Genomic DNA, 20,754 nt, shown 5'->3' with positions numbered 1-20,754 from the left:
TCCGTGCACGAACCCACCGCTCTTGTACGATCGTATAGCAAGACGCACAATTCCGACCGTGAAATTTGATCGGTTGCCCGTCGATTATGCGTCCTGTACGTTCGTACAGCAGCGCACGATGCGTGTCTGGGGACCGCCGCCGAGGAGTCGACGATGAGCGATTTGTACTACGACCCATGGGACTTCGACATCGACATCGATCCCTACCCCACGTACCGACGCCTGCGCGATGAGTGCCCTGTCTACTACAACGAACGGCATGGCTTCTGGGTCGTGAGCCGCTATACGGATGTCGATGCGGCGCTGCGGGATACGGCGCGGCTCAGCTCGGCCAAAGGCGACATCCTCGAAGTCGTCATGACAGACCCGGTGATGCCGCCCGGCATTTTCATCAACGAGGACCCACCGCTACACACCATCCATCGTGCGATCGTCTCCACGGCCTTCACGCCGAAGAAGATGCGGGCGATCGAGGACAAGATCCGCGCCTTCTGTGTCGCCTGCCTCGACCCACTGGTCGGCGGTGACCGGTTCGACTTCGTGCGGGACCTGGGTGCCGAACTGCCGATGCGTACGATCGGGATGCTCGCCGGCATCCCCGACGCTGAACAGCCCGCGGTACGTCAGCACGCCAATCAGGTGCTACGCAATGAACCCGGAAAACCGATGGCAATCAAGAAGGATCGTTACTTCACCGGTGAGATGTTCGGCGAGTACGTCGAGTGGCGAGAGAAGAATCCGTCAGACGATCTGATCACCGAACTGCTCAACGTGGAGTTCGAGGACGAAACCGGCACCATGCGGAAGTTGACCAGGCAGGAACTCACCGTGTTCCTGGCAGTAGTCGCCGGGGCCGGTGTCGAGACGACTGGCCGTCTATTCGGTTGGATGGGCAAGGTCCTCGCCGAACATCCCGATCAGCGCAAGGAACTGGCGCAAGATTGTCGGTTGATCCCAACTGCGATAGAGGAGCTTCTCCGCTTCGAACCGCCCGGTCCGCACGTGGCGCGCTTCGTTGTCTCCGACGATGTGGCATTCCAAGGACAGGTCGTCCCTGCGGGTAGCGCACTGCTGGTTATGCTGGCGTCAGCCAACCGCGATGAACGACATTTCGATGATCCTGACAGGTTCGATATTCACCGAAAGCCTAGTGGGCATTTGACTTTCGGCCGCGGAGCGCACTTTTGTGTCGGTTCCCCATTGGCCCGCTTGGAGGGTCGCGTGGCGCTGGAAGAAGTGCTCAAGCGGTGGCCGGAGTGGGAAGTCGACATGACCGAAGCGCGACGATCTCGCACATCTACGGTGCGCGGGTGGGACAGCATGCCAGCAGTCGTAGCGTGACATGCGGGCCTTTGTGAAAACCGCGTCGCGGTTGTCACCGGCGCCCGCCCGACGGGCCTTCGTCGTCGCGCGAAGTGAAATAAACGGTGTCGGCACCGGACCTCGAAAGCTGAAGCGCCACGCAAAGTTCTGGCGTCTTTTCCGGCGTGATGGACACCGAGGACGACGCCGCGTCCGCCAGGCGTGCTGTGCGGGCACCGGGTCATGGCGTCCACGACGACGCCACAGTCTTTCGCCGAGTTTTCCTCGCCGCCGACCATGCAACGAGACAGAGTGTCCAAGATGACGAAGCTGTATCCACCGCTGTTCCTGTCCCGGCTCCTCAAAACAGAGATCGGGTACCGCAACGGCGAAGCGTTGGTGTTCACCTCAGCGCGCGGTGGCGGGCACCTCACGCTCGGGCAGGCGCGGTACACGTTCATCAAGGACGCGGGACCGCTACGGCCATCTGTTCCCTGACGACCTGGACGTCGTAGCGACCGCTTTCGACGCCGCCGCGCAGACTGCTGCGGACTGGCTGCGGACTGGGGAAACCGATAGCCCCGCCTAGCAGCTCGCGGTGGTCAGAGAATCGCTCTGACCAGCCGCTGACCTGGTGGTGGCAGGTACTGGATTCGAACCAGTGTAGCTTGCGCGACGGATTTACAGTCCGCTCCCATTGGCCGCTCGGGCAACCTGCCGCTAAGCAGGGTACAACGACCGGGTAGACAGTTCACAAACGGCCAGCACTCTTGAGGCACCAACGAGAAAGGGTTCTTCGCATGGCGGACTCATCGTTCGACATCGTCAGCAAGTTCGACCGGCAAGAGGTCGACAACGCGCTGAACCAAGCTGCCAAGGAGCTGTCCACCCGATTCGACTTCCGCGGCACCGACACCACGATCGCCTGGAAGGGCGAAGAGGGCGTCGAACTGGTTTCCTCCACCGAGGAGCGCGTCAAGGCCGCCGTCGACGTCTTCAAGGAAAAGCTCATCCGCCGCGACATCTCGATGAAGGCGTTCGAAGCCGGCGAGCCGCAAGCGTCCGGGAAGACCTACCGAGTGAGCGGCACTCTCAAGCAGGGCATCAGCAGCGAGAACGCCAAGAAGATCACCAAGCTCATCCGCGACGAGGGCCCCAAGACCGTCAAGACCCAGATTCAGGGCGACGAGGTCCGCGTCTCCAGCAAGAAGCGCGACGACCTGCAGGCCGTCCAGGCGTTGCTGAAGCAATCCGACCTCGACGTCGCGCTGCAGTTCGTCAACTACCGGTAGTCGGTCTGCGACCGTGGCTTCCCAGGACATCGAGACCGTCGACGTTGTCATTGTCGGTGCTGGAATCTCCGGCCTCGGCGCGGCATATCGAATCAAGCAGCGCAACCCCTGGCTCACCTACACCATCCTGGAGCGCCGGGAGCGGATCGGCGGCACTTGGGATCTGTTCCGCTATCCGGGCGTGCGCTCCGACAGCAGCATGTACACGCTGAGCTTTCCGTTCGAGCCGTGGACACGGGAAGAGGGCGTTGCCGACGGCAATCACATCCGTGAGTACCTGGCCGACACCGCCCGCAAGTACGGGATCGACGAACACATTCGGTTCCGCAGCTACGTGCGTAGCGCTGACTGGGATTCCTCGACCGACACCTGGACCGTCAGCTTCGAGAACGAGGGCGTCGAAAGAAAAGTCCGCGGCCGATTCCTGTTCTTCGGCAGCGGTTACTACGACTACGACGAGGGCTACACACCTGATTTCGCCGGCATCGAGAACTTCGGCGGCACCCTCGTGCACCCTCAGCACTGGCCGGAGGACCTGGACTACACCGGCAAGAAAGTGGTGGTGATCGGGAGCGGCGCCACGGCGGTGACGCTGATTCCCGCGATGGCCGAGCGCGCCGCGAAGGTGACTATGCTGCAGCGGTCGCCGACCTACATGGTCGCGGCATCCAAGTACAGCAAGTTGGCATGGGCCAGCCGTAAAGCCCTGCCCCGCAAGGCATCCCATCTGATCGTCCGGTTCTACAACGCGCTGACCGAAGCGGTGTTCTTTTTCCTGTCGCAGAAGACGCCGGCGGTGATCAAGTGGGCGCTGCGCCGCAAAGCCGTCCAAAAGCTGCCCGACGGATACGCCGTCGACATCCATTTCAAGCCGCGGTACAACCCATGGGACCAGCGACTATGCCTGATCCCCGACGGGGATCTGTACACCGCCATCAATGACGGCGATGCCGAGGTGGTGACCGACCACATCGACCATTTCGACGCGACCGGTATTGCCCTCAAGTCCGGCAAGCACCTGGACGCCGACATCGTCGTCACCGCTACTGGCCTGCAACTGCAGGCGCTCGGCGGTGCCACCCTGCGCATCGACGGCGAAGAGATCAACCCCCGGGACCGCTTCGTCTACAAGGCGCACATGCTTGAAGACGTTCCCAACCTGTTCTGGTGCGTGGGCTACACCAACGCGTCCTGGACGCTGCGGGCCGACATCACCGCGCGCGCGACGGCGAAATTGCTGGCCTACATGTCCGCTCACGGCTACACGCACGCCAGCCCCCACCTCGGCCACCAACCGATGGCGGAGAAGTCGTCCTGGGACATTCAGGCCGGCTACGTGAGCCGGGCGCTGCACGCGTTACCCAAGTCGGGCACCAAGCGGCCATGGAACGTCCGGCAGAACTATTTCGCCGACGCGATCGACTACCGGTTCGACCGGATCGAGGAGGCGATGGTGTTCGGACGCGCCGCCGACCGCGCACCTGTTGCCGGATAATCCCAGGACTAGGCTGTTTCCCATGGCAGCTGAGAAGCGCGAACCCAAAGTCGTTGTCCTCGGTGGCGGTTCCTGGGGCACCACCGTGGCCTCCATCTGCGCGCGCCGCGGGCCGACGCTGCAATGGGTGCGCTCCGAAGAGACCGCCAAGGACATCAACGAGAACAACCGCAACAGCCGCTATCTCGGCGAAGACGTTGTGCTGAGCGAATCGCTGCGCGCGACCACCGACTTTGCCGAGGCCGCCCACTGCGCCGACGTTGTCGTGATGGGGGTGCCCTCGCACGGGTTCCGGGGAGTACTCACCGAACTGGGCAAGGAACTGCGGCCATGGGTACCGGTGGTGTCTCTGGTCAAGGGACTCGAGCAGGGCACCAACATGCGGATGTCGCAGATCATCGAGGAGATCCTGCCCGGCCACCCGGCAGGCATCCTGGCCGGACCGAACATCGCCCGCGAGGTGGCCGAGGGCTACGCCGCAGCGGCAGTGCTGGCCATGCCCGACCAGCACCTGTCCACCCGACTGTCGGGGTTGTTCAGCACTCGCCGCTTCCGGGTCTACACCACCGACGACGTGATCGGCGTCGAGATCGCTGGCGCACTCAAGAACGTCTTTGCCATCGCGGTCGGGATGGGCTATTCGCTGGGAATCGGAGAGAACACCCGCGCGCTGGTAATCGCTCGGGCTTTGCGGGAGATGACGAAGCTGGGCGTGGCCGTGGGCGGCAAGGCCGAGACGTTCCCCGGTTTAGCCGGCCTCGGCGACCTGATCGTCACCTGCACCAGCCAGCGCAGCCGTAACCGCCATGTCGGCGAACAGTTGGGCGCCGGCAAATCCATCGACGAGATCATCGCCTCGATGAATCAGGTCGCCGAGGGCGTCAAGGCCGCCAGCGTGATCATGGAGTTCGCCGATGAATTCGGCCTGAATATGCCGATCGCCCGCGAGGTCGATGCCGTTGTCAACCACGGCTCTTCGGTGGAACAGGCTTATGAAGGCCTGGTCGCGGAGACCCCGGGACATGAAGTGCACGGGGCGGGGTTCTAGCCAGCGGTGTAACCTGCATCACGCCGCATTTGAATTTGCTGGCGGGGTCACACTTAAAGATTTGCGTTCGCTATGCACCTGGCGCGCCATGTTGCCCGGACCCGCCGTGGCCCATACCGTCGATCAGTGGCCGCATGGCGGTCCAGCCCAGAAACATCGCCGTTTTTGAGTCAACCGTATTCGTCTGTGCGTCAAGACGTTACGACTACGTTATGGCACGTGCCACGGGCGGGATGTCGGAATGTCCCCCTAAGTCCAACGAGGGAGCCTCCGATGCGACACATCGACGAGATCGGCGGGCCGGACCTCGACGCGGGCGAACAGGTCCGCCCAGTTAGCCAGGACACCGGAACACACCGGGACACCGAGGAGATCAACGGCGAGTCGCGCACCGAACGGTTGCGATCGGCGATGCGGCACGACCTGCCTTCGTCTCTGGTGGTTTTCCTTGTGGCGCTGCCGTTGTCGTTGGGCATCGCGATCGCCTCGGACGCGCCGGTGCTTGCGGGATTGATCGCCGCGGTCGTGGGCGGCGTCGTCGGCGGCGCTCTCGGCGGATCACCGTTGCAGGTCAGCGGCCCGGCGGCGGGGCTTACCGTCATCGTTGCCGATCTCATCGCTGAATTCGGTTGGGGGATAACCTGCTTCATCACCGCGGTCGCCGGCCTGATGCAGGTGCTGCTCGGACTCAGCCGTGTTGCCCGTGCAGCACTGGCGATTTCGCCCGTTGTCGTGCACGCGATGCTCGCCGGTATCGGCATCACCATCGCGCTGCAGCAGACGCATGTGTTGCTAGGCGGCGAATCGCATAGTTCGGCCTGGGTCAACGTAGTTGAGTTGCCTGCCCAGATCATGGGTGCGCACCGGCCCGGACTTTTCCTGGGGCTGATGGTGATTGCCATCATGGTGGCATGGCGCTGGGTGCCGGCCAAGCTGGCCGCCGTTCCCGGGCCGCTGATCGCCATTGTGACGGTAACCGTTGCCTCAGTGGTGTTTCCGTTCCGCGTCTCCCGAATCTCCCTTGAGGGTTCGGTGATCGACGCGCTGCAGTTGCCGACGCTGCCACATGGCAATTGGAGCGCCGTCGTGATCGGGATCATCACCGTCACCCTCATCACCAGCGTGCAGAGTCTGCTCACCGCGGTGGCAACGGACCGGATGCACAGCGGGCCGCGCACCAACCTCGACCGCGAGTTGATCGGGCAGGGCGCATCCAACATCGTGTCGGGCGCGATCGGCGGGCTGCCCATCGCCGGCGTAATCGTGCGCAGCGCAGCCAATATCAAGGCGGGCGCGAAATCGAGTGCCTCGACGATCCTGCACGGTTTCTGGATCCTGCTGTTCGCACTGCCGTTCGCCGGGCTGATCGAGGAGATCCCCAGCGCCGCATTGGCCGGTCTGCTGATCGTCATCGGAATCCAGCTGCTGCAACCGGCGCACATCGAAACTGCCGTCCAGACTGGGGATTTCGCCATTTACCTGGTGACCATCGTCGCAGTGGTCTTCCTCAACCTGTTGCACGGCGTGGTGATCGGGCTGGCACTGGCCATCGCCATGACGGGCTGGCGGGTGCTCCGTACCAAGGTGGAGGCCATCCCCGAGGGCGACGATTGGCGCGTGATCATCGAGGGCGCATGCACTTTCCTGAGCCTGCCGCGCCTGACCCGGGTGCTGGGCACCGTGCCCGCGCGGGCCAACGTCACGCTGCACATCGCGGTCAGCTATCTCGATCATGCTGCGCAGCAAGCGATTACCGATTGGCAGAAGCAGCACAACGCGACCGGCGGAACGGTTCGAATCGACGGTGTGCTCGAGCGGGGTCATTCGCCGCGTCAGCCCATCGTGGCGCTGATCGACAGCGAAGCGCCCGAGGCCGCCTAACCCGCCAGGTTTGCTTTCAGCGAAGCCAGTGCGCCAGCACTCAATCGCGCGAATTCGGCGGCCTCGTCGGCGTCGAAAGCGTTGGCGAATATCTCGCTCATGCGGCGGTTGGTCGCCTGTTCAACCTCGGCGTAGCGGTCCTTCTTGTCCGCACCGTCGGCGTAGGGCTCACTCCAGCCGAACATCTTGACGTACTCGGGGCCGGCTTTAGGACCCTTGTTGAGCATGTGCGCCTCGACCGGACTGACACCGGAGATGGTCAGAGCGTTGAAATGCACGCTCGCCCGTAGTTCGCGCAGGATGAACATCACCTGCAGCGCCCGCGCCGGGCCGTCCTCGGCAAGCGGCATGGTGCGCCAGCCCGCGTAGAGCGGCAGGCCGGCACCCGGCGTCGCAGCGATGACCTTCTCCCCCAGTTCGGCGACACGGTCCAGCCCCTGCGCTCCGGCCAGGTACTTGCGGGCGAAGCCGGCGGTTTGCTCCCAGTACAGGTTGGCCGCGCCCGCCGCGCCATGCACAGCGACGCCTTCCTCCCAGAGGGCGCCAACTGCGGCAGGTTCGAAGACCGCGAATGCGGCACTCACCGCTGCGCTGCTGGCCTCGCCCAGCACCCCGGCCCGGCCGGCTACGTATCCCGCGAGTGGGTTCTGGTAACCGGCGGCGACGCTTTCCGCAAACGTCTCCGGATGCACCATGAACACGGCCACCGCGTACTGCACCGAATCGCCAGCACCGCGAACGGCGTCCATCAATTGGCTCTCACTCATAGCGGCTCCTAGGCGTCGGTCTTCCGCTTCGAACTTAGCCGTCCAAGATGAAAGGCCCTAGCCCCGCGCCATCGCCTCGAGCCGGCGGATGCGCTCCTCCATCGGCGGGTGCGTCGAGAACAGCGCGCCCATGCGCTCGCCCGCGCGGAACGGGTTGGCGATCATCAGGTGTGCCTGGCTGGCAAGTTGCGGCTCGGGCGGTAACGGAGCCATCTGCACTCCGCCGGAGATCTTGCGCAGCGCAGCCGCCAAGGCCAGCGGGTCGCCTGTCAGCACCGCACCGGATTCGTCGGCCTGATATTCGCGCGAGCGCGACACCGCCAGCCGAACCACCGTCGCAGCGATCGGGCCCAGCAACGAAACAAGCAGCAGCGCAAAAGGATTGGTCCCCTGCTCGCGGTTACCCCCGAACATGCCGAAAAGCATGGCCATATTGGCCAGCGCGGTGATCACCGACGCCAGCGCGCCGGCCACACAGGAGATCAGGATGTCGCGGTTGTAGACATGGGACAGCTCGTGCCCCAGGACCGCGCGCAGCTCGCGCTCGTCCAGGATCTGCAGGATGCCTGTGGTGCAACACACCGCGGCATTGCGCGGATTACGGCCGGTGGCGAAGGCGTTGGGTGCGCTGGTGTCGCTGACATACAGCCGCGGCATTGGTTGGCGGGCCGCGGTGGCCAGCTCCCGCACGATCCGGTACATCGCCGGTTCCTGCAGTTCGGAAACAGGTTGGGCGTGCATGGCGCGCAGCGCCAGTTTGTCGCTGTTGTAGTAGGTCCACACGTTGATGCCGACCGCGAAGACGGTCGCCACAATCAGCGCCGTTCGGCCGAACAGCGCCCCAACGAACACGATCATCGCGGACATACCGACCAACAGCAGGAATGTCTTCAGCCTGTTGGCATGCGTATGCCAGGTCATTGGCGTGGTCCTCCCACGAGCACCTCAGCTTTAGTTGATTACAGACGACCAACGCTCGGGAGGACAGACAAGGTTCCCTCGAACGCGACTCAGCCGTGTCGGCTGACCGTGTAGTCGACCAGCGATTGCAGTGCGGTCCGGCCAGGGCTCTTCGGCAGCAGGTCCAACTCGTGATGAGCCCGAACCGCGTACTGCGCAAGCGTCTCCTTGGCCTTGGCCATGCCCGAGGAAGCCCGCAGCAGGGTGAGCGCCTCCAGCACCTCGTCGTCGTCGTGGATTGGCCCGGCCAGCAACTTACGCAGTCGCGCGCCGTCGGGGTCGGTCTCCTGCAGCACATAGAGCATCGGCAGGGTGTGCACGCCCTCGCGCAGATCGGTGCCCGGCAGCTTGCCGGATTCGTCGGATTCGCTGTCGATGTCGATGATGTCGTCGGCGATCTGAAATGCGGTGCCGACCAGGGCGCCGAGTCGGCTCAGCCGCTCGACCTGCTCGTCGTCGGCGCCGGAGAACATGCCCCCGAACCGGCCCGCGGCCCCGATCAGGCTGCCGGTCTTCTCGTGGACCACCTTGAGGTACTGCTCGATGCGGTCGACGCCCTCGGGGGTCCCGCGGGTCTCCCGCATCTGGCCGGTGACGAGCTCGGCGAATGTGTCGGCGACGATCCGCACGGCGTCGGGGCCCAGCCGCGAGACCAACCGCGACGCCGTCGCCAGCAGATAGTCACCGGCAAGGATCGCGACGTTGTTGCCCCAGCGCGCGTTGGCGCTGGGGGCGCCGCGACGCACCTCCGCCTCGTCCATCACGTCGTCGTGGTACAGCGTCGCCAAGTGGATGAGCTCGACGACCGCGCCGGCCAAGGTGACCTCGGCGTTGACCGGGTCGGGCCCGGTCTGCGCGGCCAGCACGGTGAACAGTGGCCGAAACCGCTTGCCGCCGGCCTTGAACAGGTGCAGCAGGGATTCCGTCATCACCGCGTCGGAACCGCGTAGCTCGCCGTCCATCAACTCCTCGACGCGCGCCACACCGTCACGCACAGTCGTGGCGAATTCGGCATCGCCGAAGTCAACGCCCGCCACCACCGTCGCCGGAGTTTTCATGCGACCAACATACTGGTGAGCATGGACACCGGAGCGACCAGAGCCACGAGCGCTGACGTCGTTGTCGTCGGCGCCGGACCGTCCGGGTCCGCGGCGGCCGCCTGGGCAGCCCGAGCGGGCCGCGATGTGCTCGTCATCGACTCGGTCGGCTTCCCCCGTGACAAGGCATGCGGTGACGGCCTGACACCGCGCGCCATCGACGAGATGCAACGACTGGGGTTGGGCGACTGGCTTGCCGGCCGTATCCAACATCGGGGCCTGCGAATGAGCGGGTTCGGCGGCGAGGTGGAGATCGAGTGGCCCGGGCGGTCGTTCCCGTCCTACAGCAGCGCGGTGGCCCGCCTCGAGCTGGACGACCGGATTCGCAAAGTCGCCGAGGAGTCCGGCGCGCGGATGCTGCTGGGAACCAAAGTGGTTGAGGTGCATCATGATTCGTCGAGGCGGGTGACATCGCTGACGTTGGCCGACCGCACCGAGGTGCAGTGCCGTCAGTTGATCGTTGCCGACGGCGCGCGTTCGTCGCTGGGCCGCAAGTTGGGCCGGCGGTGGCATCAGGAAACGGTGTACGGCACCGCCGCCCGCGCGTATCTGACCACCGCGCGCAGTGCGGATCCGTGGCTTACCTCACATCTTGAGTTGCGCTCCCCCGATGGCGCCGTGTTGCCGGGCTACGGCTGGATCTTCCCGCTGGGCAACGGCGAGGTGAACATCGGCGTTGGGGCATTGTCGACCACCAAACGACCGGCTGATCTGGCGCTGCGGCCGTTGATCTCCTATTACACGGACCTGCGCCGGAAAGAGTGGGGCTTCGAAGGACCGCCGCGGGCGGTGTCGTCCGCGCTGCTGCCGATGGGCGGTGCGGTCTCGGGTGTGGCCGGGCGGAACTGGATGCTGATCGGCGACGCCGCCGCGTGCGTCAACCCGCTCAACGGCGAGGGCATCGACTACGGGCTGGAGACGGGCCGACTGGCTGCCGAGGTATTGGACGCGAAGGATCTGTCGCAGTTGTGGCCGGCGCTACTGACCGACCACTACGCCCGCGGATTCTCGGTGGCGCGCAGGCTCGCGTTGCTGCTCACCTTCCAGCGATTCCTGCCGGCAACCGGACCGATCGCGATGCGCTCGACCACGCTGATGCGTGTCGCGGTGCGGGTGATGGCCAATCTGGTCACCGACGAGGACGCCGACTGGGTGGCACGCGCATGGCGCGGCGGCGGGCGAGCGTCCCGACTGATCGATCGGCGCCCGCCTTTCAGCTGATCGGCGTCGTCCCAACGCTGCGCGAGCAGACGCAAAATCGCCCGAATCGGGTTGATTTTGTGCGACTTTACGTCTGCTCAGGCATATCAAGTTGGTTGACATATATCAGGCTGGTTGATATACCGGATGGTATGACTGCACCTACAGAATTCAAATTTGAACAGGTATACCGGGGAGAGGCGACCCATCTCGGCGAAGGCATCCGGCCGCCTTGGAGCCTGGGCGAACCGCAACCTGAGCTGGCCCGGCTGATCGACGAGGGCAAGTTCGGCGCCAACGTTCTGGACGCGGGCTGTGGCGAGGGCGCCATCTCACTGGCCCTGGCCGAGCGCGGGCACACCACGGTGGGCCTGGACGCCTCCCCCACCGCCATCAAACTGGCCCAACGTGAGGCCCAGAAGCGGGGCGTGGCCAACGCCAGCTTCGCGGAGGCCGACATCACCGACTTCAGCGCCTACCCAGCGGGCTCGGAAGGCCGGTTCAACACCATCGTGGACAGCACCCTGTTCCACTCCATGCCGGTCGAGCTGCGCGAGGGATACCAGCAGGCGATCGTGCGTGCCGCCGCACCGGGCGCCCGCTACTTCGTGCTGGTCTTCGACAAGGCCTCGATACCCGAGGGCCCACCCTTCGCTGTTACCGAGCAGGAACTGCGTGACGCCGTCGCCAAGTACTGGGTCATCGACGAAATCCGCCCGGCCCGCATTCATGCGAATTTTTCAGGAGATGCGTCCGGGACGCCCTTCGAAACACGGGACGAAGGCAACGGCCGCAAGTCGGTAGGTGCGTGGTTGCTCACAGCCCATCTGGGCCAGTAGCGAGCACAAACCGAGTGTATAGTTCGGCTAATGAAGTCACTTAGGCTGGCTGCTTTCGCCGCCATGGGGGTCGCCGCTATCGGGTTGGCGGCGCCCGCCCAGGCGGACGACTACGACCAGGTTTTCAACAACACGCTGCACGGCTTCGGCATCTACGGCCCGCAGGACTACAACGCCTGGTTGGCCAAGATCAGCTGTCAGCGGATGGAACGGGGCGTGGACACCGACGCACACAAGTCGGCGGTGTTCCTGCAGCGCAACCTGCCACTGGGCACTTCCCAGGGTCAGGCGTTGCAGTTCCTCGGTGCAGGGATCGACCACTACTGCCCCGAGAACGTCGGCGTCCTGCAGCGCGCAGGAGTCTAGGCTTTCCGCTTCGGGGCTTCCCCGGAGCGGTTGCCTGCGTTTCAGCGCGGCTTGTATCCGGCGTGCAGCGCCACAATGCCGCCGCTGAGATTGCGCCACCGCACCGCTGACCATCCCGCTCGTGAAATCTCGTGCGCGAGCGCCGCCTGTTCGGGCCATGCCCTGATCGACTCCGCGAGGTACACGTACGCGTCCGGGTTACTCGATACCGCACGCGCCACTCGCGGCAGCGCCTGCATCAGATATTCTTTGTACGCCGTGGCGAACAAATCGCTTGTTGGCGTTGAGAATTCACACACCACCAGCCGACCGCCGGGTCGAGTGACGCGAGCCATCTCGCGCAGCCCAGCGGGGAAGTCGGCCACGTTCCGCAGCCCGAAGCTGATAGTCACGGCGTCGAAGACATCGTCGGCGAACGGCAACCGGGTGGCGTCGCCGGCCACCTTGGGCACATCGCGGGCGCTGCCCGCACCCAGCATGCCGACCGAGAAATCGGCCGCCACACACCATGCCCCCGACTTCGCCAGCTCGACCGTGGACACCGCCGTGCCCGCGGCCAGATCCAGCACCTTCTGGCCCGGTTCGAGGTGCAATGCCGACCGGGTGGCGCGACGCCAGTACCGATCTTGACCAAGCGACAGCACAGTGTTGGTGATGTCGTATCGGCGGGCGACGCCGTCGAACATCGACGCGACGTCCCTGGGATCCTTGTCGAGGTCCGCGCGGCTCACCCCAGAGACGCTACCCGGCAGCCAGATCCGGGAATGCGCCGCCGGTCCATGCGTTGCATGAGTGCGTGAGCGAAAAAGTTTGGTTTATCACCGGTACATCGCGCGGCTTCGGACGGGAATGGGCCATAGCCGCCCTGGAACGTGGCGACAAAGTGGCCGCCACCGCCCGCAACACCGCATCACTGGATGACCTGGTTCAGCGCTTCGGTGCCGCAATACTGCCCATCCAACTGGACGTCACCGATCGCGACGCGGACTTCGCGGCCGTCAAACAGGCGCACGAGCACTTCGGACGCCTCGACATCGTCGTCAACAACGCCGGCTACGGACAGTTCGGGTTCATCGAGGAGGTCTCCGAGCAGGACGCGCGCGACCAGCTCGAGACGAACGTGTTCGGCGCGCTCTGGGTCACCCAGGCCGCACTTCCCTACCTGCGTGCGCAGCGCAGTGGGCACATCATTCAGGTGTCCTCGATCGGCGGCATCACGGCATTTCCCGACGTCGGCATCTACCACGCGTCCAAGTGGGCGTTGGAGGGATTTTCCCAGTCGCTTGCGCAGGAAGTCGCGTCCTTCGGTGTGCACGTCACGCTGATCGAGCCAGGCGGTTTTGACACGGACTGGGCGGGCTCATCCTCCCGGCGCGCGGAGCGACTGCCCGAGTACGCAGAGATTCACGCCAAGCAAGACGAATGGCGCAGCCAGCGGTGGGCCAGCCCGGGCAACCCGTCGGCATCGGCGGCCGCGGTTCTGAAGGTGGTCGACGCCGAAGAGCCGCCGCTGCGGGTGTTCTTCGGTGCTTCGCCGCTAGCAGCTGCCAAGGCCGACTACGAGAGTCGGCTGGCGAACTGGGAGAAGTGGCAGTCCGTGGCCGAGTTGGCGCAGGGCTAGGGGTTAGGCGTGGCTAGCGGTCAGGCATACCGACGCGGGCGGGCCCGTTCGGGCCGGGCCAGCACCGCTTCGTAGTGCCCGATCAGCTCCTCACAGATGACCGGCCAGCTCTTGCCCAGGACGCTGCGGCGAGCGGCAAGCGAGTAGCGCTGTCGCTGGTGGACCAGGTGGTCGACCGACGCGGGCAGCAGCGCCTCGAACTGATCGACGGGCAGCAGCAGCCCGGTCCGTTGCGGGGTCACCAGGTCGCGCGGGCCGCCGGCGTCGGGGGCGATTACCGGTAACCCCGACGCCAGCGCTTCCTGCACGACCTGGCAGAACGTCTCGTGCTCACCCGGATGGACGAAAACGTCCATGCTGGCGTATGCCGTGGCGAGTTGGTCGCCGTACATAGCGCCGGTGAAAACGGCTGTGGGCATTGCAGATTGCAGCTTTGCCTGATCAACTCCGTCACCGACGATGACCAGCTGCACTGCGCCGGCTGCCCCCAGCACCGCGAGCCGCTCGACGTGCTTCTCCGGCGCGAGCCGGCCGACGAAACCAACGATCGGCTTGCCGTCCGGCGACCATCGCCGCCGCAGCGCCTCATCTCGCGCCGACGGCACGAACCTGATCAGGTCGACTCCGCGTGCCCACCTATGCACCCTCGGAAACCCCTGAGCGGCAAGGGTTTCCATGGTCGGCGTGGAGGGCGCGAGGGTGCGGTCGGCGAGGCTGTGCAGGTGCCGGAACCAGGCCCACGCGGCGCGGGTGGCCGTCGGAATACCGTAGCTCGCCGCGAAACCCGGGACGTCTGTTTGGTATACCGCCACCACCGGTACGCCTAGGCGGCGCGCGGCCAGCATCCCGCCGTAGCCGAGCAGGGCCGGCGAGGCCAGATGGACGATATCGGGATCAAACCCGCGTAGCACCCGCAGGAGCCGCAGCGTCGGCACTCCCAGCGGAAGCGTCGTCACCTTCGGGAACATGCGCGATGGCGTTCGGTGCACCCGGACCCCGTCGTACAGACGGTCGGCACGTGGTTCCCCCGGCGGATTGTCCGGAGCGATGACCAGGGCCTCGTGGCCGGTACGGCGCAGATGCTCGATGACCCTGATAACCGAGTTGCTGACACCGTTGACCTGCGGCAGGAACGATTCGGCGACGATTGCAACGCGCACAACTACACAGTGGCAGTGTCGATTGTCGGAAAGGTTGCCGACGGGCATACGGGGCGCGAAATCTGACGGGAGGGTCATCCATCCCGTCCGCTCGGCGCGCTAAGTCGTGGTGCGCTTGTCCAGCCGCTTATCGAGCACTGCCAGCAGGATCAATGCGATCGCGGCGGTCAACCAGGCCACCACAGCGATCGACCCGGCCGGGATGATCGCCAGCCCGGCGTTGCGGTGCTGCACCCGAACCAGATTCGGGTCGTTCTTGTTGTACTCGACGTAGATCCGCATGCCCTGGGCCAACTCGGATGGGTACAACACGCCGAGTTCCGGCCGGTAGGTGACCCGATCGGGCGTGACGAACTCTATGGTGGAGCGCCGCGACCCGGCACTGAGCACCTCGGCCTGAGCGACCCCCATGTTGCTTTTGATCGCGAGGTCGTTACGCCATGCCCCGGCCACCAGCAACAACGACTGCAGCGTGACCAGCACGGTCACGATCAGCACCGCAATGCGCACCCACCGCACCAGTATCCGTGACCGCGTGTCCGGGAGCTCTTCGCTGGTGCCATGAATCAGCATGCGCAGCAACAACTTCGGTGACTTCAACGGGAAATGATCCTCACAGGGCCGCTTTGATTGCGGCGTGCAGTTGACGCAGCGAGGAACGGTCCGCCTTGACCTCCAACACCCGCATGCCGGCACCGGGTTCGTCGATGGCATCCGGTAGTTCGCCGACCTCGATCTGCCGGCTCTCCACGTGGTACGCGCGACACAAGGCACCAACGTCGACGTCATGCGGGGTACCGAAGATTCGTTGCGATACGTCGGAGAATCGCGGGTCACCCTGCTCGAGCAACTCGAAGATGCCGCCGCCGTTGTCGTTGGAGACCACGATCGTCAGTTGCCGCGGCGTCGGCTCGGTGGGGCCGATCAGCAGTCCCGAACTGTCGTGCACGAAGGTGAGATCGCCGATGAGTGCCAGGGTGCGACTGCCCGGGCTCCCGGTGCGCTCGTGCGCGAGAGCGGCCCCGATTGCGGTGGAAACGGTTCCATCGATACCGGCGACGCCGCGATTGGACCGAACCCGGATGTCGTCGGCTTTGAGCCCGACGAGAGCCGCGTCGCGGACCGGGTTCGATGCGCCCAGCACCAACTGGTCGCCCGGCCGCAACACATCCGCCACGGCAGCGGCGACGTGCAGGCCGGTGGTCAGCGGGTGCTCTGCCAGCTGGCTGCGCACCGCAGCGACGGCATGCTCGTTCATCTCCGCGCACCGCCGCAGCCATGCCGCGTCGGGCTGCCCGGAGACGACCGCGCGGGTTCCGGTGGCTTGCGAGTTGCCCGAGACGTCCGGCCAGCGTGGCCCGGTGGTCAGCGCGTACACCGGCACGGCGGCGTCGGCCAGCAGCGACGACACCGGTCGGTGCAGCGTCGGGCGGCCCAGCATGATCACCTGCTTGGGACGCAACAGCGGCAGTGCTAGCGGATGCAGATAGTTGCGCCCCGCTGTTCCGGCTGCCGCCGTCGGCTCGGCGACAGTCGGGAGGCCTGCCAGATTCGGGTGCACACCCGCGCCGTGCCCGGCGATCACGACCGTGTCCGGCGTCAGGTCGATCGCCAGCGGTTGGTCAAAGCTGACGGGAGGTGTGTAAGTCCACGGCATTCCGTCCGGCCGGCCCTCGGGGGTTGGCGTGCTGTCGGCTTGCGGGCCGGGAATCAACGGTTCCCGCAGCGGAATGTCGAAGTGCACCGGACCTGCATTGGCGGTACGAGAACCGGTGGCAGCGGCCAAGACTCGGCAGGTGACCGATCGCCATGTCGCGTTGAAGCTGGCGATCTTGTCAGACCCGTCCTCCGCCAACCCGAGGCTGACGGTGGCCCGGACTTGCGAACCGAAATAGCCCAGCTGCTCCATCGTCTGGTTGGCGCCGGTGCCCAGCAGTTCGTAGGGACGGTTGGCCGACAGCACGACCAGCGGCACCCGCGCGTAGTTGGCCTCAACCACCGCCGGGCCGAGGTTGGCCACCGCGGTGCCCGACGTCATCGCGATGCACACCGGCGCGTCCCCCCCGACCGCCAGGCCGATGGCCAGGTAGCCGGCGGTGCGTTCGTCAATGCGAACGTGCAGCCGAAGCCGGCCCGCCAGGTCGGCGTCCTGCAGGGCGAACGCCAGAGGCGCGTTGCGCGAACCGGGGCACAGCACCACGTCGCGCACGCCGCCGCGGATCAATTCGTCGACGACGACGCGGGCCTGTGTCGTCGACGGGTTCATTACTACAGAGTGTCACAACCCCTGGTGCCGCGTAGATCACACCGATTTGGAGCTGACGGCGTTCCGAGGGGCGGATCGGGCTGCGCTCGGTCAGGCCTTGACCCCGGCAAAGAACTTCAGCATCGCTGTGTTGACGGCCTCCGGCCGTTCGAGGAATCCGAGGTGGCCGGTATCGGGGATCTGCAGGTAGCGGCCGTTGGGCAGCGCGTCGGCGACCTCGCGTCCTAGGTAAGCCGGCGTGACCACGTCGTCGGAGAAGCCGATCACCAGCACCGGAGCGGCGATGTTGCGATAGGCGGGCAATCGGTTGGTGTTCGGCGCGACGTCCAACTGGCAGCGATAGCCCGGGGTGAGCTTGGTCGGCCACATGCTGAACATCGCGATCCAGTCCGCGATGGCCGCGTCGTCGTTGAGAGTTTTGCGGGAAAAGTTTTCCAGCAGACGGTTTTTGGCGTCGTAGGTGGCAGGCAGGGCGACACCGGACGCGTCGAGGTCGGCCTCGGCCTGATGGAAGAATTGGCGGGAGCGGTCCAGCCGGCCACGGGTGGCCATCAGGACTGCCGAGCTGACCAGCTCGGATCGGACCACCATGAGTTCCGCGGCAACGAACGAGCCCATCGACACCGCGACGAGCCGCACCGGGCCGACGTCCAGCGATTCGATCAGTGCCGCGGTGTCGGCGACCATGGTCGCGGTGTTGAAACCGCTGGCGTTCTCGGTGGCGCCGATCCCGCGATTGTCGAAGGTGATGCAGCGATACCCGGCCGCCAAGAACGCCGGCACTTGATGCAGGTGCCAGGTTCGCCCGGCGCCGCCGCGGCCGGAAATGAAGACAACCGGCTCACCGGTTCCCTTGACGTCATAAGCCAGGTTGATCACTCAAACGACGGTACAAGCAGCGGGTGGCACGCAATGACCCGGTCGATCCACCACTGTCTGCGCCCCGCGGGCACCTGCAGGGCCCGTAACCTCGCCGGATCCGGTGTCACCGACTCGACCGAAAGGAATCCGTCGACAGGGGCGGCGGGCTCGGCGACATCCTCGACGAACAGCCGACCGGTGCCCAGCCCACAGGCGTGATGCAGTTCCGGCAGGGCCGCAGCGGCGACGAGTCCGCGGCTGATGCCGACCGCGGAGTCAAGCGCACTCGAGATCACGATTGGGATGTCGATCTGCCCGGCGACTTCGAGCAGCGCCGAAACCCCGCCCAGCGGAGCGACCTTGAGCACCGCGATATCGGCCGCGCCGGCGCGCACCACGGCCAGCGGGTCGTCCGCCTTGCGGATACTTTCGTCGGCCGCGATCGGCACGTCGACGCGCCGGCGCAACTCCGCTAGCTCGGCGACCGTCGCGCAGGGTTGTTCCAGATACTCCAGCGGACCATCCGCCGTCAGCGCCGCCGCGGCGGCGACCGCCTCCTCGACGCTCCAGCCTCCGTTGGCGTCCACCCGCACCGTCGGGATCAGTTCCCGCACGGCGTTCACCCGGTCGACGTCGTCGGCCAGAGTTTGTCCCGGCTCGGCGACCTTGACCTTGGCGGTGCGGGCGCCGGGAAACCGGGCGAGCACCGCTGGAACCTGTGCGGCGACGACCGCGGGCACCGTGGCGTTGATCGCGATGCGATCCCGTCGTGCCGGTGGCGGCGCGTGATAGGCGGCTTCGATCCCGGACGCCAGCCAGTGCGCGGCTTCGGGCGGGCCGTACTCGACGAACGCACCGAACTCGCCCCACCCGGCAGGACCCTCGATCAACGCCAGTTCCCGCGTCGTGATCCCGCGGAACCGCACCCGCATGGGTAGCGCGACGACGTGCAAGCGCTCCAGCAACTCCGCCAGAGCAGGCACGGTCGGCGTCACTGCTGATAGACCTGCCGACCTGCTAGGTAGGTGGCCCGCACCTCCAGGTCGGCGATCTGCTCGGGTGGCACGGTCCGTGGGTCGGCCGACAGCACCACCAGGTCCGCGTACTTGCCGACCTCAATCGAGCCGATCACGTCGTCGGCGAACAGCTGGTAAGCGGCGTCGATGGTCTGTGCCCGAATAGCCTGGTCGACGGTCAGCCGCTCCTCCGGGCCGAGCACCCGTCCGCTGGGCGCAATCCGGGTCACGGCGACGCTGATGTTGCGCAACGGCTCCTCGGGCGTGACCGGTGGGTCGTTGTGCAGTGAGATGCGCATCCCGGTGGCCACTGCCGACCCGGCCGGCATCCAGCGCGAGCCCTTTTCCTCCCCGAACAACCCGTCGACGATGACGTCGCCCCAGTAATGGATCTGGTCGACGAAGATGCTGCACGTGACTCCGAGGTCGGCTGCCCGCTGGAGTTGCTCGGGCCGGATCGCGCCGACGTGCTCTAGACGAAGGCGGTGGTCGTCGCGCGGATGCTGGCGCAGCGCTTCTTCGTAGACATCCAGGATGGTGTCCGCACCGGCGTCGCCCTGTACGTGACAGGCCATCTGCCAACCCAACGGGAGGTAGGCGCCGACGATCTCGGTCAGCTGCTCCTTCGTGTAGTTGGCGCAGCCGCAGGAACCGGGTGTGATGCCCGCGATGCGGGTGGCCGGAGTGTCCAGATAGGGGAACGACAGTGCGATGTTCCCGATCCAGGGCGAGCCATCCACCCAGATCTTGATACCCACCTGGCGCAGGATGTCGTCACCCTCGAACGGAGTAGCCGCGGTCGCCATCTGCTCATTGGAGACCTCGTAGGTGCGCAGCCGGACCGTCAGGTCGCTGCGCACCGCCTCGACCAGTGGTTTGAACTTGGGGTCGAATGCCATCTCCGAACAGGTCGTCAGCCCCGCACGGTTGAGCCGGGCGCACTCGGCGCGCAGCATGTCCGGGTAGTCGGCGAGTGAGATCGCTCCGACGAGCAGCGGCATCACGGCTGCGATCTCCTCGGCGGTGCCGTCCAGTTCGCCGTCAGCGTCGTGGCCGTACTTGGCGCCCTTGGGGTCGGGGGTGTCGCGGGTCAAGCCGTAGAGGTTGGCCGTAAACGAGTTGAAGTAGGCCTTGTGTCCGGAGTTGTGAATGATCACCAGCGGGGTCTCGGGCGCTAGGCCGTCGAGCCAGCTCAGCGTCGGCTCGGGAAGCCCGTCCTGCAGCAGGGCGTCCCAGCCGATGAGATAGGCCCCGCCGGCGCCGCGGCGCTCCACCTCACTACGGATGGCATCGACGACTTCGTCCGCGTTGCGGATGGTCACCGGACGGATGTCGACGAGGCGGTCCGAGAGCGCGATTGCTTCCATCAGCGGGTGACCGTGCGCCTCGATGAAACCCGGCATGACGCACCCGTCACCGATGTCGACGGACTGGGTGTCCGGGCCGATGTACTGCTCGATATCGGATCGGTCGCCGACGGCGACGATCCGGCCGCCGGCAATGGCGATCGCCTCGGCCGTGGGCCGCGAATCATCGACGGTGAGGACGTTTCCGGTGATGACGACATCTGCGGCGGCCATGGG

Annotated in this window: 20 protein-coding genes, 1 tRNA gene and 1 pseudogene; 10 read left to right on the top strand and 12 right to left on the bottom strand. The window is 65.7% G+C overall.

Annotated features, from left to right (window positions below; genetic code table 11):
• The first annotated feature begins 153 nt into the window (after positions 1–153).
• Positions 154–1,341 (top strand): cytochrome P450, encoded by a 1,188-nt coding sequence (locus tag ACZY1I_RS00805; RefSeq protein ID WP_463752396.1) that lies wholly within the window; start codon positions 154–156, stop codon positions 1,339–1,341.
• Between the two features lie 191 nt (positions 1,342–1,532).
• Here ACZY1I_RS00805 and ACZY1I_RS00800 read toward each other — a convergent pair.
• A pseudogene (locus ACZY1I_RS00800) lies at positions 1,533–1,601 on the bottom strand (hypothetical protein); the annotation flags it as partial.
• A 22-nt stretch (positions 1,602–1,623) separates the two neighbouring features.
• Here ACZY1I_RS00800 and ACZY1I_RS00795 point away from each other — a divergent pair.
• On the top strand, positions 1,624–1,800 hold the full coding sequence (locus ACZY1I_RS00795) for a hypothetical protein (protein WP_463752395.1): 177 nt from the start codon (positions 1,624–1,626) through the stop codon (positions 1,798–1,800).
• 137 nt (positions 1,801–1,937) lie between these two features.
• Here ACZY1I_RS00795 and ACZY1I_RS00790 read toward each other — a convergent pair.
• Positions 1,938–2,021: transfer RNA gene (locus ACZY1I_RS00790), tRNA-Tyr, on the bottom strand.
• An 81-nt stretch (positions 2,022–2,102) separates the two neighbouring features.
• Between ACZY1I_RS00790 and ACZY1I_RS00785 the strand changes: the two genes are divergently transcribed.
• The 4 genes from ACZY1I_RS00785 to ACZY1I_RS00770 all read left to right on the top strand — a co-directional run bounded on the left by ACZY1I_RS00785 (position 2,103) and on the right by ACZY1I_RS00770 (position 7,018).
• Complete coding sequence (locus tag ACZY1I_RS00785; RefSeq protein WP_463752394.1) at positions 2,103–2,594, top strand: YajQ family cyclic di-GMP-binding protein; 492 nt, start codon at positions 2,103–2,105, stop codon at positions 2,592–2,594.
• 13 nt (positions 2,595–2,607) lie between these two features.
• Positions 2,608–4,089, top strand: a complete 1,482-nt coding sequence (locus ACZY1I_RS00780) for a flavin-containing monooxygenase (protein WP_463752393.1) — start codon at positions 2,608–2,610, stop codon at positions 4,087–4,089.
• A 22-nt stretch (positions 4,090–4,111) separates the two neighbouring features.
• Complete coding sequence (locus tag ACZY1I_RS00775; RefSeq protein ID WP_463752392.1) at positions 4,112–5,137, top strand: NAD(P)H-dependent glycerol-3-phosphate dehydrogenase; 1,026 nt, start codon at positions 4,112–4,114, stop codon at positions 5,135–5,137.
• Between the two features lie 411 nt (positions 5,138–5,548).
• The gene (locus ACZY1I_RS00770) at positions 5,549–7,018 is read left to right on the top strand and encodes a SulP family inorganic anion transporter (protein ID WP_463753443.1); all 1,470 of its coding nucleotides are present in this window, start codon (positions 5,549–5,551) and stop codon (positions 7,016–7,018) included.
• On the opposite strand, the gene ACZY1I_RS00765 is transcribed toward ACZY1I_RS00770, so the two are convergent.
• The 3 genes from ACZY1I_RS00765 to grcC1 all read right to left on the bottom strand — a co-directional run bounded on the left by ACZY1I_RS00765 (position 7,015) and on the right by grcC1 (position 9,803).
• Positions 7,015–7,785, bottom strand: coding sequence for an SCO6745 family protein (locus ACZY1I_RS00765; RefSeq protein ID WP_463752391.1), 771 nt, complete (start codon positions 7,783–7,785; stop codon positions 7,015–7,017). The two genes, ACZY1I_RS00770 and ACZY1I_RS00765, sit on opposite strands and share 4 nt — an antisense overlap.
• Positions 7,786–7,842: 57 nt before the next feature.
• Positions 7,843–8,706 (bottom strand): zinc metalloprotease HtpX, encoded by an 864-nt coding sequence (gene htpX, locus ACZY1I_RS00760; protein ID WP_463752390.1) that lies wholly within the window; start codon positions 8,704–8,706, stop codon positions 7,843–7,845.
• A gap of 89 nt (positions 8,707–8,795) precedes the next feature.
• A complete protein-coding gene (gene grcC1, locus ACZY1I_RS00755; RefSeq protein WP_463752389.1) occupies positions 8,796–9,803 on the bottom strand; it encodes a nonaprenyl/(2E,6E)-farnesyl/geranylgeranyl diphosphat synthase in 1,008 nt (335 codons plus the stop codon).
• 21 nt (positions 9,804–9,824) lie between these two features.
• Between grcC1 and menJ the strand changes: the two genes are divergently transcribed.
• The 3 genes from menJ to ACZY1I_RS00740 all read left to right on the top strand — a co-directional run bounded on the left by menJ (position 9,825) and on the right by ACZY1I_RS00740 (position 12,247).
• Positions 9,825–11,063 carry a menaquinone reductase gene (menJ, locus tag ACZY1I_RS00750; RefSeq protein WP_463752388.1) on the top strand — a complete coding sequence of 413 codons (1,239 nt, stop codon included), beginning with the start codon at positions 9,825–9,827 and terminating at the stop codon, positions 11,061–11,063.
• A gap of 131 nt (positions 11,064–11,194) precedes the next feature.
• A complete protein-coding gene (locus tag ACZY1I_RS00745) occupies positions 11,195–11,881 on the top strand; it encodes a class I SAM-dependent methyltransferase (RefSeq protein WP_463752387.1) in 687 nt (228 codons plus the stop codon).
• A gap of 30 nt (positions 11,882–11,911) precedes the next feature.
• A complete protein-coding gene (locus ACZY1I_RS00740; protein ID WP_463752386.1) occupies positions 11,912–12,247 on the top strand; it encodes a DUF732 domain-containing protein in 336 nt (111 codons plus the stop codon).
• Between the two features lie 41 nt (positions 12,248–12,288).
• Here the strand turns inward: ACZY1I_RS00740 and ACZY1I_RS00735 are convergent, their stop codons facing one another.
• A complete protein-coding gene (locus tag ACZY1I_RS00735; protein ID WP_463752385.1) occupies positions 12,289–12,978 on the bottom strand; it encodes a demethylmenaquinone methyltransferase in 690 nt (229 codons plus the stop codon).
• 65 nt (positions 12,979–13,043) lie between these two features.
• Here ACZY1I_RS00735 and ACZY1I_RS00730 point away from each other — a divergent pair, with 65 nt between their 5' ends.
• Positions 13,044–13,868, top strand: coding sequence for an SDR family oxidoreductase (locus ACZY1I_RS00730; protein WP_463752384.1), 825 nt, complete (start codon positions 13,044–13,046; stop codon positions 13,866–13,868).
• 20 nt (positions 13,869–13,888) lie between these two features.
• On the opposite strand, the gene ACZY1I_RS00725 is transcribed toward ACZY1I_RS00730, so the two are convergent.
• The 6 genes from ACZY1I_RS00725 to ACZY1I_RS00700 all read right to left on the bottom strand — a co-directional run bounded on the left by ACZY1I_RS00725 (position 13,889) and on the right by ACZY1I_RS00700 (position 20,751).
• Entirely contained in the window at positions 13,889–15,028 is a 1,140-nt protein-coding gene (locus ACZY1I_RS00725) for a glycosyltransferase family 4 protein (RefSeq protein WP_463752383.1), read from the bottom strand.
• Positions 15,029–15,127: 99 nt separating this feature from the next.
• Positions 15,128–15,628, bottom strand: a complete 501-nt coding sequence (locus ACZY1I_RS00720; protein ID WP_463752382.1) for a DUF3592 domain-containing protein — start codon at positions 15,626–15,628, stop codon at positions 15,128–15,130.
• Between the two features lie 13 nt (positions 15,629–15,641).
• The gene (gene menD, locus ACZY1I_RS00715; RefSeq protein ID WP_463752381.1) at positions 15,642–17,294 is read right to left on the bottom strand and encodes a 2-succinyl-5-enolpyruvyl-6-hydroxy-3-cyclohexene-1-carboxylic-acid synthase; all 1,653 of its coding nucleotides are present in this window, start codon (positions 17,292–17,294) and stop codon (positions 15,642–15,644) included.
• A gap of 90 nt (positions 17,295–17,384) precedes the next feature.
• Positions 17,385–18,173: an alpha/beta fold hydrolase gene (locus tag ACZY1I_RS00710; protein ID WP_463752380.1), complete on the bottom strand. Its 789-nt coding sequence runs from the start codon at positions 18,171–18,173 to the stop codon at positions 17,385–17,387.
• Positions 18,170–19,087: an o-succinylbenzoate synthase gene (locus ACZY1I_RS00705; protein WP_463753442.1), complete on the bottom strand. Its 918-nt coding sequence runs from the start codon at positions 19,085–19,087 to the stop codon at positions 18,170–18,172. Before ACZY1I_RS00705 ends, ACZY1I_RS00710 begins: the two co-directional genes overlap by 4 nt.
• Before the next feature lie 59 nt (positions 19,088–19,146).
• Entirely contained in the window at positions 19,147–20,751 is a 1,605-nt protein-coding gene (locus ACZY1I_RS00700; protein ID WP_463752379.1) for an amidohydrolase, read from the bottom strand.
• Positions 20,752–20,754: the final 3 nt, after the last annotated feature.

It is taken from the genome of Mycobacterium sp. IDUB_37 (assembly GCF_055419245.1).
The sequence above is the reverse complement of the archived record's forward strand: the minus strand, read 5'-3'. Positions and strand labels throughout refer to the sequence as shown.

Excerpts from the sequence above, each read along its gene's own strand:
- ACZY1I_RS00805 (WP_463752396.1), top strand. The coding sequence starts at position 154 with ATGAGCGATTTGTACTACGACCCATGGGACTTCGACATCGACATCGAT.
- ACZY1I_RS00795 (WP_463752395.1), top strand. The coding sequence starts at position 1,624 with ATGACGAAGCTGTATCCACCGCTGTTCCTGTCCCGGCTCCTCAAAACA.
- ACZY1I_RS00785 (WP_463752394.1), top strand. The coding sequence starts at position 2,103 with ATGGCGGACTCATCGTTCGACATCGTCAGCAAGTTCGACCGGCAAGAG.
- ACZY1I_RS00775 (WP_463752392.1), top strand. The coding sequence starts at position 4,112 with ATGGCAGCTGAGAAGCGCGAACCCAAAGTCGTTGTCCTCGGTGGCGGT.
- ACZY1I_RS00770 (WP_463753443.1), top strand. The coding sequence starts at position 5,549 with ATGCGGCACGACCTGCCTTCGTCTCTGGTGGTTTTCCTTGTGGCGCTG.
- ACZY1I_RS00765 (WP_463752391.1), bottom strand. The coding sequence starts at position 7,785 with ATGAGTGAGAGCCAATTGATGGACGCCGTTCGCGGTGCTGGCGATTCG.
- htpX (WP_463752390.1), bottom strand. The coding sequence starts at position 8,706 with ATGACCTGGCATACGCATGCCAACAGGCTGAAGACATTCCTGCTGTTG.
- grcC1 (WP_463752389.1), bottom strand. The coding sequence starts at position 9,803 with ATGAAAACTCCGGCGACGGTGGTGGCGGGCGTTGACTTCGGCGATGCC.
- menJ (WP_463752388.1), top strand. The coding sequence starts at position 9,825 with ATGGACACCGGAGCGACCAGAGCCACGAGCGCTGACGTCGTTGTCGTC.
- ACZY1I_RS00745 (WP_463752387.1), top strand. The coding sequence starts at position 11,195 with ATGACTGCACCTACAGAATTCAAATTTGAACAGGTATACCGGGGAGAG.
- ACZY1I_RS00740 (WP_463752386.1), top strand. The coding sequence starts at position 11,912 with ATGAAGTCACTTAGGCTGGCTGCTTTCGCCGCCATGGGGGTCGCCGCT.
- menD (WP_463752381.1), bottom strand. The coding sequence starts at position 17,294 with ATGAACCCGTCGACGACACAGGCCCGCGTCGTCGTCGACGAATTGATC.
- ACZY1I_RS00705 (WP_463753442.1), bottom strand. The coding sequence starts at position 19,087 with ATGCGGGTGCGGTTCCGCGGGATCACGACGCGGGAACTGGCGTTGATC.
- ACZY1I_RS00700 (WP_463752379.1), bottom strand. The coding sequence starts at position 20,751 with ATGGCCGCCGCAGATGTCGTCATCACCGGAAACGTCCTCACCGTCGAT.